Annotated in this window: 12 protein-coding genes and 2 tRNA genes; 9 read left to right on the plus strand and 5 right to left on the minus strand. The window is 60.1% G+C overall.

The features are described 5' to 3' along the window. Positions 1 to 16 precede the first annotated feature (16 nt). The 4 genes from ACKLNA_RS16360 to ACKLNA_RS16375 all read right to left on the minus strand — a co-directional run bounded on the left by ACKLNA_RS16360 (position 17) and on the right by ACKLNA_RS16375 (position 3135). Entirely contained in the window at positions 17 to 1582 is a 1566-nt protein-coding gene (locus ACKLNA_RS16360; RefSeq protein ID WP_408986447.1) for an ABC transporter permease, read from the minus strand. Next, positions 1582 to 2592 carry an extracellular solute-binding protein gene (locus ACKLNA_RS16365; protein ID WP_114881215.1) on the minus strand — a complete coding sequence of 337 codons (1011 nt, stop codon included), beginning with the start codon at positions 2590 to 2592 and terminating at the stop codon, positions 1582 to 1584. The genes ACKLNA_RS16360 and ACKLNA_RS16365 overlap by 1 nt, the downstream gene beginning before the upstream one ends. A gap of 187 nt (positions 2593 to 2779) precedes the next feature. Next, positions 2780 to 2866 (minus strand) — tRNA-Leu (locus ACKLNA_RS16370). A gap of 182 nt (positions 2867 to 3048) precedes the next feature. Continuing rightward, a tRNA-Leu gene (locus ACKLNA_RS16375) sits at positions 3049 to 3135 on the minus strand. A 225-nt stretch (positions 3136 to 3360) separates the two neighbouring features. Here ACKLNA_RS16375 and rnr point away from each other — a divergent pair. From rnr to dnaB, 7 genes are all read left to right on the plus strand, one after another. Next, on the plus strand, positions 3361 to 5991 hold the full coding sequence (rnr, locus tag ACKLNA_RS16380) for a ribonuclease R (RefSeq protein WP_408986448.1): 2631 nt from the start codon (positions 3361 to 3363) through the stop codon (positions 5989 to 5991). Next, complete coding sequence (gene rlmB / locus ACKLNA_RS16385) at positions 5988 to 6755, plus strand: 23S rRNA (guanosine(2251)-2'-O)-methyltransferase RlmB (RefSeq protein WP_096819812.1); 768 nt, start codon at positions 5988 to 5990, stop codon at positions 6753 to 6755. Before rnr ends, rlmB begins: the two co-directional genes overlap by 4 nt. Before the next feature lie 306 nt (positions 6756 to 7061). Then, complete coding sequence (rpsF, locus tag ACKLNA_RS16390; protein ID WP_007950702.1) at positions 7062 to 7490, plus strand: 30S ribosomal protein S6; 429 nt, start codon at positions 7062 to 7064, stop codon at positions 7488 to 7490. 28 nt (positions 7491 to 7518) lie between these two features. After that, positions 7519 to 7749, plus strand: coding sequence for a 30S ribosomal protein S18 (rpsR, locus tag ACKLNA_RS16395; protein WP_002551829.1), 231 nt, complete (start codon positions 7519 to 7521; stop codon positions 7747 to 7749). Positions 7750 to 7786: 37 nt separating this feature from the next. Continuing rightward, a complete protein-coding gene (locus tag ACKLNA_RS16400) occupies positions 7787 to 8677 on the plus strand; it encodes a hypothetical protein (RefSeq protein ID WP_085711164.1) in 891 nt (296 codons plus the stop codon). A 19-nt stretch (positions 8678 to 8696) separates the two neighbouring features. Next, the gene (gene rplI, locus ACKLNA_RS16405) at positions 8697 to 9143 is read left to right on the plus strand and encodes a 50S ribosomal protein L9 (RefSeq protein ID WP_003186385.1); all 447 of its coding nucleotides are present in this window, start codon (positions 8697 to 8699) and stop codon (positions 9141 to 9143) included. Positions 9144 to 9263: 120 nt separating this feature from the next. After that, on the plus strand, positions 9264 to 10661 hold the full coding sequence (gene dnaB, locus ACKLNA_RS16410; RefSeq protein WP_085711165.1) for a replicative DNA helicase: 1398 nt from the start codon (positions 9264 to 9266) through the stop codon (positions 10659 to 10661). A 9-nt stretch (positions 10662 to 10670) separates the two neighbouring features. Here dnaB and ACKLNA_RS16415 read toward each other — a convergent pair whose 3' ends face one another. Beyond that, a complete protein-coding gene (locus ACKLNA_RS16415) occupies positions 10671 to 13238 on the minus strand; it encodes a hypothetical protein (protein ID WP_408986449.1) in 2568 nt (855 codons plus the stop codon). A gap of 157 nt (positions 13239 to 13395) precedes the next feature. On the opposite strand from ACKLNA_RS16415, the gene ACKLNA_RS16420 reads away from it, so the two are divergent. Continuing rightward, a complete protein-coding gene (locus tag ACKLNA_RS16420) occupies positions 13396 to 15708 on the plus strand; it encodes a YgiQ family radical SAM protein (RefSeq protein ID WP_085711167.1) in 2313 nt (770 codons plus the stop codon). Positions 15709 to 16021: 313 nt separating this feature from the next. Next, positions 16022 to 19297, plus strand: coding sequence for a DUF2126 domain-containing protein (locus tag ACKLNA_RS16425; RefSeq protein ID WP_408986450.1), 3276 nt, complete (start codon positions 16022 to 16024; stop codon positions 19295 to 19297). The last annotated feature ends 49 nt before the right edge of the window (positions 19298 to 19346 follow it).

Raw genomic sequence — 19346 nt, forward strand, 5'->3', positions numbered from 1 at the left:
CTCGGCTGCGATTTTTTTATCGGCTCAAATACATCCGGGTCGTCAGCAAATAGACGGGCAACCCCGACACCACGATCAACAACGCTGCATAAGGCGCTGCGGCTGCGAACTCGACATTCGCGGTGTGTGCCCAGACTTCGGTTGCCAATGTGTTGAGCCCGGTCGGACTCAGCAGCAACGTCGCCGTCAGTTCCTTCATCGCATCCAGAAACACCAGCGCAAACGCCGCGCCCAGTGCCGGAAAGATGATCGGCAGGGTCACTCGGCAGAACGCCGTGAACGATGACGCGCCCAGTGTGCGGGCGGCTTCTTCCAGTTGCGGAGCTGCCTTGTTCAGCGCTGTGCGGATCGGCGCCTGGGCCAGTGGCAGGAACAGCAGCGCATACGCGATCAGCAACAACATGGAAGTCTGATACAGCGCCGGCACGTAGTGCAGGGCGAAATACACCAGCGTCAGCGCAATCACCAGCCCCGGCAGGGCATGCAACAGATAGGGCAGACGCTCGGCCCAAATCGCCAGTTGGCCCTTGTAGCGCACCACCAGCAATCCGACCGGCACCGCCAGTAGCAGACACAATCCCGCGCCACCCAGCGACAGCGCCAGCGACGACAGCAACGCTTCGGTGATTGCCGCCACCGGGAACGCGGCAGACGATCCTACCGCGAGCCAGTACGCCAGCATGCCCAACGGAATCCCGCTGCCGACAATCGCCAGCATCAGGCAATACAACTGACCGGCGACCGTCCACGGCCCGAGTCGCACTTGTTCAGCCCGCCGCGCCGCGCCCTGGCCGGTGCGCACATGACGGCCCTTGCCGCGCACGCGCAACTCCAGCCACAACAGCATCAAGCACAGCGCCAGCAATACCGCCGACAGCATCGCCGCGTTGGCATTGCTGAATTCCAGTTCGAATTGCTGATAGATCGCGGTGGTGAAGGTTTGCAGGCCAATGATCGACAGTGCGCCGAATTCCACCAGCATGTGCAGCGCGATCAGCAAAGAACCGGCCAGCAGCGAAGGCCAGAGCAGGGGCAGTGTGACGCGGAAAAACACGCCCCAGCGATTCTGGCCCAGCGTCCGTGCCGATTCTTCAAGGGAGGGGTCAAGGTTGCGCAGGGTGGCGGCCACTGGCAAAAAGATCAGCGGGTATTTCGACAGGCTCATCACCAGAATCGCCCCGCCGAGTCCTTCGAACTGCGCACTGAGCGAAACCCAGGTAAAGCTGCTGACGAATGCCGGCACCGCGAACGGCAAACACAGAATCACACCCCACAAACGCCGGCCCGGCAGGTTGCTGCGCTCCAGCAACCACGCCAGCGACAGGCCGATCACGCCGCAAGTCACGGTTACGCCGACCATCAGCGCCAGCGTGTTGCGCAGCAGGCCGAACACGTAAGGGCGCCACAGCAAATGCAGCGCCTCGGACCAACCCGCCTGCCAGGCTTTGAGGCCGACATAGGCCAGCGGCAACAGGCTCATCACTACCAGCAGCAACACCGGCAGCACCAGCCAGATCGACGGCCGCTTGCGCCGTGGCACGTAACCCCCGCGCGTGGCGGGGGCGGATAACGAGGCGCTCATCAGTTCAGGCCAACTTCGCGTTCCAGATCCAGCGCTTCTTCGGCATTTCCGAGATCGGCCGGGGTAACGTCCGGCGCTTCCAGTTCACTGAAAGGCTTGAGGCCGCGATCCGATTCCATGCCGTTGTGCAGCGGATACTCGGCAGTCGTCTGGGTGATCACGCGCTGGCCTTCTTCGCTGGCCATGTAGGCGAGAAACTGCTGGGCTTCTTTGGGATGTTTGCTGGATTTCAGCACCGCTGCGCTGGAGACAGTGATCAAACCGCCCACATCGCCACCGGTGAAGTAATGCAGCTTGGAATCAAGCTTGCCTTTCTCCCGTTGCAGGGCGAACCAGTAGTAATTGTTCACCAGCACGGTGGCGACTTCACCGTTTTCCACAGCCTTGAGGGCGACCATGTTGTTGCTGTAGGTCTTGCCGAAGGCGCGCAGGCCGGTCAGCCATTCTTCGGCGGCTTCACGACCGTGTTTTTTGATGATGGCGACGGCTTGTTCCTGGAAGGCACCGCTGGTGGGCACGAAACCGACCTTGCCTTGCCACTGCGGATCGGCGAAATCCAGCACCGACTTGGGCAGGTCTTTTTCATCGACCAGTTTCGGGTTGAAGGCGACTACGCGAACCCTTGCAGTGACACCGATCCAGGTGCCATTGCCGGCAACGTATTTTTTCGGCAGGACGGCCAGAGTGGCATCGTCGGTCTTGGCCAACAGGCCGAGTTCGCCGAGGTTGTTCAGTGGCGGGGATTCTTCGGTGTAGATGACGTCGGCGGGAGAGCGGTCGCCTTCTTCGATAATCTGGCTGGCGAGCTGGTTACTGCTGCCCTTGCGCACATTGACGTGAATGCCGGTCTTGGCTTCGAAGGCTTTGGCGATTGCGTCGCCGACTTCCTTGTGTTGACCGTTGTAGAGTGTCAGGGAAACCGTATCGGCAGCCTGGGTGAGGGGAGTGGCGAGTGCCAGGCCGAGCAGGGTGAAGGTCAAGCCGCGGCGCAGGGTATTTCGAAACATCATTCGCAGGGTTCCTCACTGTCGCATTGCAAAAACTTGCAACAATGATAAACGATATCGTTTCTCAAATGCTCCTTGCGAGCAGGATAAGGGTTTGGTAGGGCGGTCTGAGTTTTCAGGAAGCCAGAAACGCAAAAACCCGCTTTCGCGGGTTTTTGTGAGATTCAAGATCGTGACCTTGAATTTGAATTGGTGCCCAGAAGAAGACTCGAACTTCCACGACCGTAAGGTCACCAGCACCTGAAGCTGGCGTGTCTACCAATTTCACCATCTGGGCTTCATCTTCAGCGTTGCCGCTGTTGATGTGGCGCACTATACGGAGCGCCTTTTGATCTGTAAACCCCTGATTTGATTTTAATAAATCAATTTCAGAAAAAAGACGGAACGCAGAATGCAAAAAACCCGCTTTCGCGGGTTTTTGTGTGAGCCTTGAAACTGATCTAGTCTCAAACTCGAAATTGGTGCCCAGGAGAAGACTCGAACTTCCACGACCGTAAGGTCACCAGCACCTGAAGCTGGCGTGTCTACCAATTTCACCACCTGGGCATCTCGACGGCGTCTGTACGTCGTCGATGGCGCGCACTATACGGAGCGTCTTTTTAACTGTAAACCCCTGCCAGCAAAAAAATTGGTTTTTTTTACCAGCGGTGTTCAAAACGCCTTTCAGACGTCGATACAAGGCTCCAGACGCGCCTTATAGAGTCGGAAATTTCCCGTTTGATGGCGCCTATGCCAAACTAACCCGCATATAGACAAGGTGAAAACTCTCTAATGGCCGATTGGCAGTCCCTCGATCCCGAGGCCGCTCGTGAAGCGGAAAAATATGAAAACCCTATTCCCAGCCGCGAACTGATCCTTCAGCACCTTGCTGATCGGGGTTCGCCTGCTGCCCGCGAGCAACTGGTCGAAGAATTTGGTCTGACCACAGAAGACCAGGTCGAAGCCCTGCGCCGCCGCCTGCGCGCCATGGAGCGCGACGCTCAACTGATCTACACCCGCCGTGGTACTTATGCACCGGTGGACAAGCTCGACCTGATCCTCGGCCGCATCAGCGGTCACCGCGACGGCTTCGGCTTCCTGGTGCCGGACGACGGCTCCGACGACCTGTTCATGAGCCCGGCGCAAATGCGTCTGGTGTTCGACGGTGACCGTGCTCTGGCCCGTGTGTCCGGCCTGGACCGTCGCGGTCGCCGCGAAGGCGTGATCGTCGAAGTGGTGTCCCGTGCCCACGAAAGCATCGTCGGCCGTTACTTCGAAGAGGGCGGCATCGGCTTCGTGGTCGCGGACAACCCGAAGATCCAGCAGGAAGTGCTGGTGACCCCGGGCCGCAACGCCAATGCCCAGATCGGTCAGTTCGTCGAGGTGAAAATCACCCACTGGCCGACTCCGCGCTTCCAGCCGCAAGGCGATGTGATCGAAGTCGTCGGCAACTACATGGCGCCGGGCATGGAAATCGATGTCGCCCTGCGCACCTACGACATTCCGCACGTCTGGCCTGAAGCCGTTCTGAAGGAAGCCGGCAAGCTCAAGCCGGAAGTCGAAGAAAAAGACAAAGAGAAGCGCGTCGACCTGCGCCATCTGCCGTTCGTCACCATCGACGGTGAAGATGCCCGCGACTTCGACGACGCGGTCTACTGCGAATCCAAGCCAGGCAAACTGCGCCTGTTCTCCGGCGGCTGGAAGTTGTACGTGGCGATTGCCGATGTTTCCAGCTACGTGAAGATCGGCTCGGCCCTGGACAACGAAGCCCAGGTGCGCGGCAACTCGGTGTACTTCCCCGAGCGCGTGGTGCCGATGCTGCCGGAGCAGCTCTCCAACGGCCTGTGCTCGCTGAACCCGCATGTCGATCGTCTGGCCATGGTTTGCGAGATGACCATCTCCAAATCCGGCGAAATGACCGACTACTGCTTCTATGAAGCGGTGATCCACTCCCACGCACGTCTGACCTACAACAAAGTCAGTGCGATGCTGGAAACACCGAAGGCCACCGAGGGGCGCAAGCTTCGCGGCGAATACACCGACGTTCTGCCGCACCTGAAACAGCTCTACGCGCTGTACAAGGTATTGCTGGCTGCCCGTCACGTCCGTGGCGCGATCGATTTCGAAACGCAGGAAACCCGGATCATCTTCGGTTCCGAGCGCAAGATTGCCGAAATCCGTCCGACCACCCGTAACGACGCGCACAAACTGATCGAGGAATGCATGCTGGCGGCCAACGTGGCCACTGCCGAATTCCTGAAAAAGCACGAAATTCCTGCGTTGTACCGCGTCCACGATGGCCCGCCACCGGAGCGTCTGGAAAAACTGCGCGCGTTCCTCGGTGAGCTCGGCCTGTCCCTGCATAAAGGCAAGGACGGCCCGACGCCGAAGGACTATCAGGCACTGTTGGCGAGCATCAAGGACCGTCCGGATTTCCATCTGATCCAGACCGTGATGCTGCGCTCCCTGAGCCAGGCGGTGTACAGCGCCCAGAATGAAGGCCACTTCGGCCTGAATTACGAAGCCTATACCCACTTCACCTCGCCGATCCGTCGTTACCCGGACCTGCTCACGCACCGGGCGATCCGCAGCGTGATCCATTCGAAACAGGACACCCCGCACGTTCGCCGTGCCGGTGCCATGACGATTCCGAAGGCGCGCATCTATCCGTACGACGAGGCGGCGCTGGAGCAACTCGGCGAGCAATGCTCGATGAGCGAGCGCCGTGCCGACGAAGCGACCCGCGACGTGGTGAACTGGCTCAAGTGCGAGTTCATGAAAGACCGCGTGGGCGAATCGTTCCCGGGCGTGATCACTGCCGTGACCGGTTTCGGCCTGTTCGTCGAGCTGACCGATATCTACGTCGAAGGTCTGGTGCACGTGACGGCGCTGCCGGGCGATTACTACCACTTCGACCCTGTGCATCACCGCCTGGCGGGCGAGCGCACCGGTCGCAGCTTCCGTCTTGGCGATACCGTTGAAGTACGCGTCATGCGCGTCGATCTCGACGAGCGCAAGATCGACTTCGAGATGGCCGAAAAAACCATCAGCGCGCCAATCGGCCGCAAGAAACGTGGCGCCGAAACAACGGCTCCAGCGGCCAAGGCTGTGGAAGAAAAGGCTCCGGCCAAAACCGCCAGCCGTCGTCCGGCCAAGGAAAAGGTCGCCGAGGCTTATCGCCCGAGCGATGCCGTGGCGAAAAACGCCGAGCTGCGCAAAAGCCGTGAGATGAAGAAGGCCTTGCTGGCCGACGCCAAAAACGGTGGTAAAGCGGCGTCCGGGGGAAAGACCGGGCGGTCGGCGCCTGAAAAGGCCTCCGGCAGCAAGCCAGGCAAACCGAGCAAACACCGCAAGGGCCCGCCAAAAGCGGGTTCCGCTCCAGCCAAAAGCGGCGGGGCACGTAAACCGAAGGCGAAGTCATGAGTCAGTTGGAAAAAATCTACGGCGTTCACGCGGTAGAAGCGTTGCTGCGTCACCACCCTAAACGCGTCAAGCAGATCTGGCTGGCTGAAAGCCGCAACGATCCACGGGTGCAGACGCTGATCGAGCTGGCCAACGAAAACCGCGTTCAGATCGGTCAGGCCGAGCGCCGCGAAATGGACGCCTGGGTCGAAGGCGTGCACCAGGGCGTGGTGGCGGACGTCAGTCCAAGCCAGGTCTGGGGCGAAGCGATGCTCGACGAGTTGCTCGACCGCACCGAAGGCGCGCCGCTGTTGCTGGTGCTCGACGGCGTGACCGATCCGCACAACCTCGGCGCCTGCCTGCGTTCGGCGGATGCTGCCGGTGCGCTGGCGGTCATCGTGCCGAAAGACAAGTCGGCCACTCTGACGCCTGTCGTGCGGAAAGTGGCCTGCGGTGCGGCGGAAGTGATTCCGCTGGTGGCCGTGACCAACCTTGCGCGCACCCTGGAAAAGCTTCAGCAGCGCGGTCTGTGGGTAGTCGGCACGGCAGGTGAGGCCGAGGTCAGCATCTATGACCAGGACCTGACCGGCCCGACCATCCTGATCATGGGCGCCGAAGGCAAAGGCATGCGTCGCCTGACTCGCGAGCACTGCGACTACCTGGTGAACCTGCCGATGGCTGGTAGCGTCAGCAGTCTCAACGTGTCGGTTGCGACCGGCGTTTGCCTGTTCGAGGCCCAGCGCCAGCGCGGTGCCAAGGCCAAGGCTGCTGCCAAGAAGCCTTAAGCCTTACGCCGTCCAATGTGGGAGCGAGCCTGCTCGCGAAAGCGGAGTTACATTCAGCATTAATGTTGGATGTTGAGCCGTCATCGCGAGCAAGCTCGCTCCCACAGTGCTTTGTGGTGTGGCCCGGATTGGTGGCTGTTCAAATAATCACCAATTGCCTTGCACCTCTTCTGTCCCTTCTCTACAATTGCGCCCCTTGCTGTGACGGCAGGCACCCATGTGCCCCGCGCCGGCAAGTCCATAAGTGTCATTCACTCCTTGTCTGACCGTTTTTGAGCGGCAGGCTACAACCCGTAAGGAGCATTCATGCGTCATTACGAAATCATCTTTCTGGTCCACCCTGACCAGAGCGAGCAAGTCGGCGGCATGGTTGAGCGTTACACCAAGCTGATCGAAGAAGACGGCGGCAAAATCCACCGTCTGGAAGACTGGGGCCGTCGTCAACTGGCCTACGCAATCAACAATGTTCACAAGGCTCACTACGTGATGCTGAACGTTGAGTGCACCGGCAAGGCCCTGGCCGAGCTGGAAGACAACTTCCGCTACAACGATGCAGTGATCCGTAACCTGGTCATCCGTCGCGACGAAGCCGTTACCGGCCAGTCCGAGATGCTCAAGGCTGAAGAAAACCGCAGTGAGCGCCGTGAGCGTCGCGAACGTCCTGAGCACGATGGCAGCGCCGATGGCGATGACAGCGATAGCGACAGCGACAACAGCGATAACGCTGACGAGTAATCCACGGACCTTTTAAGGAGCCTATCAAATGGCACGTTTCTTCCGTCGTCGTAAATTCTGCCGCTTCACCGCTGAAGACGTGAAGGAGATCGACTACAAAGATCTCAACACTCTGAAAGCCTACGTATCCGAGACCGGCAAAATCGTTCCAAGCCGCATCACCGGTACCAAAGCTCGTTATCAGCGTCAGCTGGCCACCGCTATCAAGCGCGCCCGCTTCCTGGCCCTGCTGGCCTACACCGACAGCCACGGCCGCTGAGACCGGGTAGTCGACAAGTAAGTAAGGGATCGAATGCATGCGTGCCTTGGCTGAATTCATCATGCGGGGGCGTATGCAGGCCACGCTGGTCGTGGCCGGATCTGCGGCATTGCCGCTGTTGTTCTGGTTGAGTGCCGCTGCAGGTTGCCTTGTGCTCCTGCGGCGCGGTTCGGACGCCTTGAGCGTCCTGGGTGTGGGAGTGTTGTCAGCGTTGGTGAGCTGGCACTACCTCAAAGACCCGACGGCACTGATAGTGCTGCTCGGGGCTTGCGGTCTGGCGCTGGTTTTACGCGCCGAACACACCTGGAATCGCGTGCTGCTGGTCAGCGTGGCCGTGGGGTTGTTGATTGCCGTGAGCCTGGGAACCGTTTTCGGTTCCTTCACCGAAGCGCTGGCGCAGACGTTTGAACAAGTCTTGCCGCTGGCGATGGGTGAGGTCTACGAGAAATTCTCGGCAGACCAGAAGGCGATTCTCACGGGATTGGCGGTTCCACTGTCGATCATTTCGACAGCGGTGTCGTTGCAGGTCTTTAGCGTGCTGTGCCTGATTCTTGGGCGCTACTGGCAGGCGTTGTTGTATAACCCCGGCGGTTTCGGTCGCGAGTTTCGCGCCATCCGACTGCCGAAAGGCGTTGCGCTGTCGCTTCTGGCCGTCATGTGTGTGGCTCCGTTCTTCGGTCTGCACGCACTGGTTCTGTTGCCGTTGTGCAGTGTGCCGCTGTTCTTCGCCGGTCTGGCCCTGGTTCACGGGCTGGTGGCGCAGAAACGGCTGGCCGGTTTCTGGCTGGTGGGGATATACGTCACGCTCGTGCCTTTCATGCACTTGCTCGGTCCGTTGCTTGTGGTCTTGGCCATTGTCGACAGCCTGATTGATTTTCGCGGTCGTCACGTGTCGAAAGACACCGATAACGCGAACGGTGAAGGTTAAAAGTTAAGAGGATTTCCACATGCAACTGATCCTTCTGGAAAAAATCGCCAACCTGGGCAACCTGGGCGACAAAGTAAACGTTAAGGCCGGTTACGGCCGTAACTACCTGCTGCCTTTCGGCAAAGCCACCGCTGCGACCGCTGCCAACCTGGCTGCGTTCGAAGAGCGTCGCGCTGAGCTGGAAAAAGCCGCTGCCGACCGTAAAGCATCGGCTGAAAGCCGTGCTGCCCAACTGGCCGAGCTGGAAGTGACCATCACTGCCACCGCTGGCGACGAAGGCAAGCTGTTCGGTTCGATCGGTACTCACGACATCGCTGACGCACTGACCGCCTCCGGCGTTGAAGTTGCGAAAAGCGAAGTTCGTCTGCCGAACGGCACCATCCGCAACGTGGGTGAATTCGACGTGGCTGTGCACCTGCACGCCGAAGTTGAAGCCACCGTACGCGTTGTCGTGGTAGCAGCTTAAGCAACACCCTGATCGACTGGCGGCTTGTCCGTCAGACGGTTAACATCGGGCACGATCCTGTCTACAGGTCGTGCCCTTTGTCTTTCTGCAATCCCTGCTTTTCCTGAATAAAAAGTGGCCATGAACGAAATCTCCGCTCCCGAGCAATACGATCTGCAAACCGCCGCGCTGAAGGTGCCGCCGCATTCCATCGAGGCCGAACAGGCCGTGCTCGGTGGTCTGATGCTGGACAACAACGCCTGGGAACGCGTGCTCGATCAAGTCTCCGACGGCGATTTCTACCGGCATGACCACCGTCTGATTTTCCGCGCGATCGCCAAGCTGGCCGATCAGAACTCGCCGATCGACGTCGTGACCCTTGCCGAGCAACTGGACAAGGAAGGTCAGACCTCGCAGGTCGGCGGCCTGGGTTACCTCGGCGAACTGGCAAAAAACACACCGTCCGTCGCCAACATCAAGGCCTATGCGCAGATCGTCCGCCAGCGTGCGACGTTGCGTCAGTTGATCGGCATCAGCACCGAAATTGCCGACAGCGCCTTCAACCCTGAAGGTCGCACCGCCGAGGAAATCCTCGACGAAGCCGAACGACAGATCTTCGCGATTGCCGAGGCCCGGCCAAAAACCGGCGGCCCGGTGGGTGTGAATGACCTGTTGACCAAAGCCATCGACCGCATCGACACCTTGTTCAACACCGCCGACTCGATCACCGGCCTGTCCACCGGCTATACCGACCTCGACGAGAAGACCAGCGGCCTGCAACCGGCCGACTTGATCATCGTCGCCGGCCGTCCGTCGATGGGTAAGACCACCTTCGCGATGAACCTGGTGGAAAACGCCGTGTTGCGCAGCGACAAAGTGGTGCTGGTGTACTCCCTCGAGATGCCAGGCGAATCGCTGATCATGCGTATGCTGTCGTCCCTCGGTCGTATCGACCAGACCAAGGTGCGTTCCGGCCAGCTGGAAGACGACGACTGGCCGCGCCTGACCTCGGCGGTCAATCTGCTCAACGATCGCAAGCTGTTCATCGACGACACCGCCGGCATCAGCCCGTCGGAGATGCGTGCCCGGACCCGCCGCCTGGTGCGCGAGCACGGCGACATCGGCCTGATCATGATCGACTACCTGCAGCTGATGCAGATCCCGGGCTCCAGCGGTGACAACCGGACCAACGAGATTTCCGAGATCTCCCGATCCCTGAAAGCCCTGGCCAAGGAATTCAACTGCCCGGTAGTCGCCCTGTCGCAGCTCAACCGCTCCCTGGAACAACGTCCCAACAAGCGTCCGGTGAACTCCGACTTGCGGGAATCCGGAGCGATCGAGCAGGACGCCGACGTGATCATGTTCGTGTACCGGGACGAGGTGTATCACCCGGAAACCGAACACAAGGGCATCGCCGAAATCATCATCGGCAAGCAGCGGAACGGCCCGATCGGCTTCATCCGCCTGGCCTTCATCGGTAAATACACGCGCTTCGAAAACCTCGCGCCGGGCAGTTACAACTTCGACGACGATGAGTAACGCGTTTGATCACGTCAGGTGATCGAACAGTTTCTGGGCAACTCGCGGACTGATGAACTCCCGCCAGATCCGCTGGTGGGGTCGGCCAGCCTGTTCTTCGCGCTGTTGAAACGCGCTGCCGAGCTTGCTTTGTTCCAGGGTTTTCAAGTGTGCACCCTTAAGCGTGTAGTCCAGCGCCGGGCGATCTTGCCTGTCGTAGTGAAAGTGGGCTTCCCACAATGGTGCGTTGTTTGAGCGGTCGTTGATCAAGTAGACATCGAGGAACGACTTGTCCCTTCCCTTGCCCATTTGTTTGCGCTCTACCGTTTTCACTACTTTCAGCTGTGAGTGATCGAGCAGGAAGTTCAGGCGCAGTACATCCAGCACATCCTTGTTTTTGTACATCCGTATCAGAATGTTTTGTCCTTCGGCGTCCATTGATGCGGCGGCGGTTCTGAGCCGACTGATCAAACCGCTGGCCTCGGCGTCCTCTGTTACCCGCTCAGTGGCCTCCAGACGTTGCGCCAGATCCCTGAAGCGATCCGTCTCGGCGCCCAGAAGTTCGACGATATTGGTCGGATTGGCGTTGCGGTCTTCCATTATCCGGGCCTGGGTAACATGTTCATCCACGCGTGCAAGGCTTTCAGTCGCGTCGCTCACAAGTTGTGATCTGGGCGTGAGAGTGGTGGCGGGGCGAACCCGTCGCCACTCACCTTCGATTTTCTCGTAGCGTGAAGGTGGTTGGTTCGGCTTGAAAAGATCGGGAACCTTGAGAGTGACGTTGCCATCCGCTGCGGTCTCCTGCACTCCGACAAGCACCCGGTAAGTGCCATGATGGCGTGTCCGGAACAGTTTTCGCGGGGCGGTTACCTCAGCCACTCCGGTGGGCTGCTCCGAAAGAAAGTCGAAATCGATATCCTGATCGTAGAGAGGTAATTGGCTGTTGCTGACCACCTGTTCATGGAATGCGTTCAGGCGGTTGTCTACTTTCGTTTCGAACGTATCCATCAAAGACAGTGCCTGTCTGACGTACTCCGCCTTTACCGGATCCGCTGAAGTATCCAGAGATTCGAACCGGGCTCTGTCACTCCTGATGTTTTCCAGCAACAATTGCAGCGCCAGCGGTTCCGAGAAGCCAGAGACATCGTGTATATCCTTTTTCAACAGGTGCAAGGCCGTGACACTGCGCGTACCGAAAGTTGGCGTGCCTTCGGGGGCATCGAAAATCAGGCGAAGGCAGATGCTGTATTGGTTGTAACGGATCTGGTCTACGGTGGGTACTCCACGGTTCAATTCATCCAGTTCGGAAGTGGCACTGCGATCGGCTTTGCGGACCTGCTCCATCACGACTTGACGATCGTCCATGATCTTCAGTTTTTTGTTGAGATGAGCAAAGTCGTTTTTCAGCGACTCGACCGTTATCGCGTTCAGGTCCGGATGCCCCCTGCGATCCATGACGGCAATCAACTTGTTGAAATAGTCGACTCTCTCCAATTGAAGAGTATGCAGTTCGCTTTTATAAAGGCCGCCGGCCTTCAGCAGGATTAGCCAATCCTTGTTTTCGATCAGTGACTTGGCGTATTCGGCCTGCATTCTTGTGTGCTTGATGATATGTACTTCAAGCCTGATCAGCGCCTCTTTCTCTGCCTGGCTTCCCTTGGGAAGATATAGGGTGCTGTCCCTGAGTTCTACAAAGCGCTTGTCGGATGTGCCTAACGCCTCGAAGGCGCTTCTGATAGGGGCATACCGTTGAAGCAAATAGGCTTTGTTGTCCCGAGTCTGTGCCGTACGACGCATGCCTCCCTTGAGTCCATCCAGACTTGTGGTCCAGATGCCATCGGGATTGCGGGTGATGGCCAACGTTTCGCCGGATCGGCTTGCGCGATAGATGTTTTCGCTGTCGGCGGCGACCGGGTCCTTCGGGTTGACGACGCGCCAGACATTGCGCTCGGGAGAAGAGGCGTCAACGTCGCGCATCACCTGATGAGCGTGGCCCTCGATGATGACGTAGCGCTTGCCTTCGAAACCATGCAGACCGTCGCTGTCCGGGGCGGCTCCGGAGAAGTCCAGAGGGGTCCTGAAAGTCTCCAGCCGACTGGCTGAGAGTGGGAGTGGGATCTTTTCGAAGTCGATCAGCGGGTGCCATCGGTTGCTATGGGGATCATGGAAGAGAATCGGGCCCGAGGGCCTTGATTCACTTCCAAGTCTGGCCCTATAGAGAGCGGTGTCGGGATCGAGGCTGATCTGCAGGATGCTGCCATCGTGCATATCGACGAACTGCCGGCCCTTGAACCTTCTGAATCCTGATGCGTCGGCGACCGGCAATCGGTAGTTCGGTCCAACCCTGTAGGCATCAAGTAAAGGTAGTGTGGTTATTGCGGTCGTTTCGCTGACGCTTACCGATGGCGCTGGGGAGATCATGTCCGGGTCTGTGCTGTGCGGGATTCTGCCCGATGTCTGTCCATTGATGAGGCTGTGCTCGACAGGACGGAAAGCGTGCGAGGCGTCGTGCCGTGGAAGATGGTCATGGGTTGGTCGCAAAGGCGGGTTATGCACCTCGACGCTGGTTACGCCTTTTGACGGTGGTTTTGCAGGCATCTGTATTCATCCTTGAATAAGTTGAAAGGCATCTTTTGGAACCGGTGTGTGGCAGGTGGGACAAATGGGAGAGAAACCGACCACGGCCGTCGGAATTGGTCAAAATTTGTGCTATATTCCGCGCCCGCGATTTTTCATCTCAACACCGGTCATCGACATGCAAGCAGCCAAGCCGTTATTTGACTATCCAAAATATTGGGCCGAATGTTTCGGGCCAGCCCCGTTCCTGCCGATGAGCAGGGAGGAGATGGATCAGCTCGGCTGGGACTCCTGCGACATCATCATTGTTACGGGAGATGCCTACGTCGATCACCCGTCGTTCGGCATGGCGATCATCGGCCGGCTGCTGGAGTCGCAAGGCTTCCGCGTCGGGATCATTGCCCAGCCGAACTGGCAGTCCAAAGACGACTTCATGAAGCTCGGCGAGCCGAACCTGTTCTTCGGCGTCGCGGCCGGCAACATGGACTCGATGATCAACCGCTACACCGCGGACAAGAAAATCCGTTCCGACGACGCCTACACCCCGGGCGGCATGGCGGGCAAACGTCCGGACCGCGCGAGCCTGGTCTACAGCCAGCGGTGCAAGGAAGCCTACAAGCACGTGCCGATCGTGCTCGGCGGCATCGAAGCCTCCCTGCGCCGCATCGCCCACTACGACTACTGGCAGGATCGTGTGCGCAATTCGATCCTGATCGACGCCAGCGCCGACATCCTGCTGTACGGCAACGCCGAGCGGGCGATTGTCGAAGTCGCCCAGCGTCTGTCCTACGGTCACAAGATCGAAGACATCACCGATGTGCGCGGCACCGCGTTCATCCGTCGCGACACGCCGGCGGGCTGGTACGAAGTCGACTCCACGCGCATCGACCGTCCGGGCAAGATCGACAAGATCATCAACCCGTACGTCAATACCCAGGACACTCAGGCTTGCGCGATCGAGCAGGAGAAGGGCCCGGTTGATGACCCGGAAGAAGCCAAGGTCGTGCAGATCCTGGCCAGCCCGAAAATGACCCGCGACAAGACCGTGATCCGCCTGCCGTCGATGGAAAAGGTGCGTAACGACCCGGTCCTGTACGCCCACGCCAACCGCGTGCTGCACCTGGAAACCAACCCGGGCAACGCCCGTGCGCTGGTGCAGAAGCATGGCGAGATCGACGTCTGGTTCAACCCGCCGCCGATTCCGATGACCACTGAAGAAATGGACTACGTGTTCGGCATGCCTTACGCACGTGTTCCGCATCCTGCGTACGGCAAGGAAAAGATCCCGGCCTACGACATGATCCGCTTCTCGGTGAACATCATGCGTGGCTGCTTCGGCGGCTGCACCTTCTGCTCGATCACCGAGCACGAAGGCCGGATCATCCAGAACCGTTCCGAAGAGTCGATCATTCGCGAAATCGAAGAGATCCGCGACAAGGTCCCGGGTTTCACCGGCGTCATTTCCGACCTCGGCGGCCCGACCGCGAACATGTACCGCATCGCCTGCAAGAGCCCGGAAATCGAATCCGCGTGCCGCAAGCCGTCCTGCGTGTTCCCGGGCATCTGTCCGAACCTGAACACCGACCACTCGTCGCTGATTCAGCTGTATCGCAGCGCCCGTGCCTTGCCGGGTGTGAAGAAGATCCTGATTGCCTCGGGCCTGCGTTACGACCTCGCGGTCGAGTCGCCGGAGTACGTCAAGGAGCTGGTGACCCACCACGTCGGCGGTTACCTGAAGATCGCCCCTGAGCACACCGAGGAAGGTCCGCTCAACCAGATGATGAAACCGGGGATCGGCACCTACGATCGCTTCAAGCGCATGTTCGAGAAGTACACCAAGGAAGCGGGGAAAGAGCAGTACCTGATTCCGTACTTCATCGCCGCGCACCCGGGCACCACCGACGAAGACATGATGAACCTGGCCCTGTGGCTCAAGGGCAACGGCTTCCGTGCCGATCAGGTGCAAGCGTTCTATCCGTCGCCGATGGCCACCGCCACCGCGATGTACCACTCGGGCAAGAACCCGCTGCGCAAGGTCACTTACAAGAGCGACGGCGTGACCATCGTCAAGAGCGAGGAGCAGCGTCGTCTGCACAAGGCGTTCCTGCGTTATCACGACCCGAAAGGCTGGCCGATGCTGCGTGAAGCGCTGATCCGCATGGGCCGCGCCGACCTGATCGGGCCGGGCAAGCACCAGTTGATCCCGACGCATCAGCCGGCCACCGACAGCTACCAGAGCGCCCGTCGCAAGAACTCGACGCCGGCCGGCAGCCATAAAGTGGCGAAGGACGTGAAAGAGAAGACCACCAAGATCCTCACCCAGCACAACGGCCTGCCACCGCGCGCCAGCGACGGCGGTAACCCTTGGGACAAGCGTGAACAGGCCAAGGCTGCGGCATTCGCCCGCAACCAGCAGGCCGCCAAGGAGCGCAAGGAAGCGGCGAAAGGCAAAGGGCCGAAGCCGGCTCGCAAGCCGGTCGTACCGCGCTGAAACGCAATTGAGCTGAACAGAACGCCAACCTTCGGGTTGGCGTTTTGCTGATCGTTCCCACGTCGAACCGTCTGCGTGGGAATGCCTCTAGGGACGCAGAGCGTCACGGGCTGCATTCCCACGCGGGAGCGTGGGAACGATCAAGTACCAGGCCGCTTTCGCAACATTTGCGTGCAACTGTGCCAAAGCATTTCACCGCGTCGCCCGATTTTGGTGCTGTACTGCCCTGAGCATTCCGGGAAAGCGCCCAGGCCTCTGCATGGCATAAGTCTTGCGCGCTTTCGAATACGCTTGGGCTCGCAGGAGGCACGCCGTGTCGATTCATGTCGCATTGCATCACGTCACGCATTACCGCTACGACCGCGCTGTCGAACTCGGCCCGCAGATCGTGCGGCTGCGCCCGGCTGCCCACAGCCGCACGCGGATTCTGTCTTATTCGCTGAAAGTCTCGCCCGAGCAGCACTTCATCAACTGGCAGCAGGATCCCCAGGGCAACTACCTCGCCCGGCTGGTGTTCCCCGAGAAAACCGCCGAACTGCGGATCGAGGTCGACCTGCTGGCCGAGATGGCGGTGTTCAACCCGTTCGACTTTTTCCTCGAGCCCTACGCCGAGAAAATCCCCTTTGCCTACGCCGCCGATGAACGCAAGGAACTGGCGCCGTACCTCGAAACCCTGCCGCTGACGCCGAAATTCAAGGCCTATCTGGACGCCATCGACCGCACGCCGCTGCCGGCTGTGGATTTTCTGGTGGCGCTCAACCAGCGCTTGAGCGAGGACATCAATTACCTGATTCGCATGGAGCCGGGCGTGCAGACCCCGGAGCACACCCTGGAGCACGCCTCCGGCTCCTGCCGCGACTCCGCATGGTTACTGGTGCAACTGCTGCGCAATCTCGGGCTGGCGGCGCGTTTCGTCTCCGGTTACCTGATTCAACTGACCGCCGATGTGAAAAGCCTGGACGGCCCCTCCGGCACCGAAGTGGACTTCACCGATCTGCACGCGTGGTGTGAGGTGTATCTGCCCGGCGCCGGATGGATCGGCCTCGACGCGACCTCCGGGCTGTTCGCCGGCGAAGGGCATATCCCGCTGGCCTGCAGCCCCGACCCGTCCTCGGCGGCGCCGATCAGTGGTCTGGTGGAGCCTTGCGAGTGCGAATTCAGCCACGAAATGTCGGTTGAGCGGATCTGGGAAGCGCCACGGGTCACCAAGCCCTACACCGATGAACAGTGGCTGGCGATCCAGGCGCTGGGCCGGCAGATCGATGCCGACCTGCTGGAAGGTGACGTGCGGCTGACCATGGGCGGCGAACCGACCTTCGTGTCCATCGATGACCCCGACGGCGCCGAATGGAACACCGCCGCTCTGGGCCCGGACAAGCGCCGGCTCTCCGCCGAACTGTTCCAGCGCATGCGCAAGCACTACGCGCCCAAGGGATTGGTGCATTTCGGTCAGGGCAAGTGGTATCCCGGAGAACAACTGCCGCGCTGGTCGCTGAATTGCTACTGGCGCCGCGACGGTGTGCCGATCTGGCACAACAACGCATTGATCGCTGATGAGCAGCAGGATTACGGCGCCACCGGTGAACTGGCCGGGCGTTTTCTGGCGAGCGTCGCCGAGCGCCTGAAACTGCCGACACGTTTTGTGTTCCCGGCCTACGAAGACAATTTCTATTACCTCTGGCGCGAGGGTGCGTTGCCGAGCAACGTCAGCGCCGAAGACTCGCGTCTGGAGGAGCCGCTGGAGCGTGCGCGACTGCGCAAGGTGTTCAATCAGGGCCTCGATAAAGTCATCGGTCAGGTGCTGCCGCTGGCGCGCACCGCCAAGGGCGATCAATGGCAGAGCGGGCGCTGGTATCTGCGGGACGAGCATTGCCGATTGGTGCCCGGGGATTCACCGCTCGGCTATCGCCTGCCGCTGGGTTCGCAGCCCTGGGTGAAGGCGGCGGAGTATCCGTTCATCCATCCGAACGATCCGAATCAGGACTTCCCCGAACTGCCCGACTCTGCGCAACTCAATCGACACGACGCGCCGGGTGCGGCGGATGAACGAGTGCCGAAGATCGACGAGTCCGCCGACTGGCTGACCCGCACCGCGCTCTGCGCTGAAGCCCGGGAAGGGCGGTTGTACCTGTTCATGCCGCCGCTGGAGCGGGTCGAGGATTATCTGGAACTGGTGGCTGCCATCGAAGCCACTGCCGAAGAATTGCACTGTCCGGTGCTGCTGGAAGGCTACGAGCCGCCGAGCGATCCGCGTCTGAGTAACTTCCGCATCACCCCGGATCCCGGCGTGATCGAGGTCAACGTCCAGCCTTCCGCGACGTGGGACGAACTGGTCGAGCGCACGGAGTTCCTGTACGAAGAGGCGCGTCAGACGCGACTGTCCACCGAGAAATTCATGATCGACGGGCGCCACACCGGCACCGGTGGCGGTAACCATTTCGTGCTCGGCGGGGCGACGCCGGCGGACTCACCCTTCCTGCGCCGCCCGGATCTGTTGCGCAGCCTGATCAGCTACTGGCACAACCATCCGTCGCTGTCCTACCTGTTTTCCGGTCTGTTCATCGGCCCGACTTCTCAGGCGCCGCGAGTCGATGAAGCGCGCAACGATGCGCTGTACGAGCTGGAAATCGCTTTCGCGCAAATGCCGGCGCCGGGAGAAGAATGCCCGCCATGGCGGGTGGACCGGCTGCTGCGCAATCTGCTGATCGATGTCACCGGCAACACCCATCGCGCCGAGTTCTGCATCGACAAGTTGTATTCACCGGACGGTGCCACCGGGCGTCTTGGTCTGCTGGAGTTGCGTGCGTTCGAAATGCCGCCCCATGCGCGCATGAGCCTGGCCCAGCAGCTGTTGCTGCGGGCGCTGGTGGCGCGATTCTGGCGCGAGCCCTATGCGCCGCCGAAACTGGCGCGCTGGGGCACCGAGTTGCATGACCGTTTCCTGCTGCCGCACTTCATCGAGCAGGACTTTGCCGACGTCATCGTCGAACTCAACAATGCCGGTTATCCGCTGCGTGCCGAATGGTTTGCCGCGCATCTGGAGTTTCGCTTTCCCAAGGTCGGCGATTACGCCGTCAACGGTATCGAGCTGGAACTGCGTCAGGCCCTTGAGCCCTGGCATGTGCTGGGCGAGGAGGGCGCGGCGGGCGGTACGGTACGCTACGTCGACTCATCGCTGGAGCGTTTGCAGGTCAAGCTCACGGGGCTGCCGCCGCAGCGTTATCTGCTGACCTGCAACGGCATTCCGGTGCCTCTGCAACCGACTGGGCGAGTCGGCGAATTTGTCGCCGGCGTGCGTTTCCGTGCCTGGCAACCGGCCAACTGCCTGCAACCGACGATCCCGGTGCACGCGCCGCTGGTGTTCGACCTGCTCGACACCTGGATGCAACGCTCGCTGGGCGGCTGCCAGTACCACGTCGCCCATCCGGGCGGGCGCAATTACGAGACGTTGCCGGTCAACGCCAACGAAGCAGAGAGCCGGCGCATGGCGCGTTTCTTCCGCATCGGACATACGCCGGGGAAACTTCCGATACCGAATCTGACTATCTCCGACGAGTTCCCGATGACACTCGATTTACGACGCTTTTGATTTGTACGCGACTCCCGGATTTTTCGTATATCCGGGTGTCATGTGCCTG

Source organism: Pseudomonas sp. UV AK001, assembly GCF_046097675.1.
Classification (GTDB): Bacteria; Pseudomonadota; Gammaproteobacteria; order Pseudomonadales; family Pseudomonadaceae; genus Aquipseudomonas; species Aquipseudomonas kribbensis.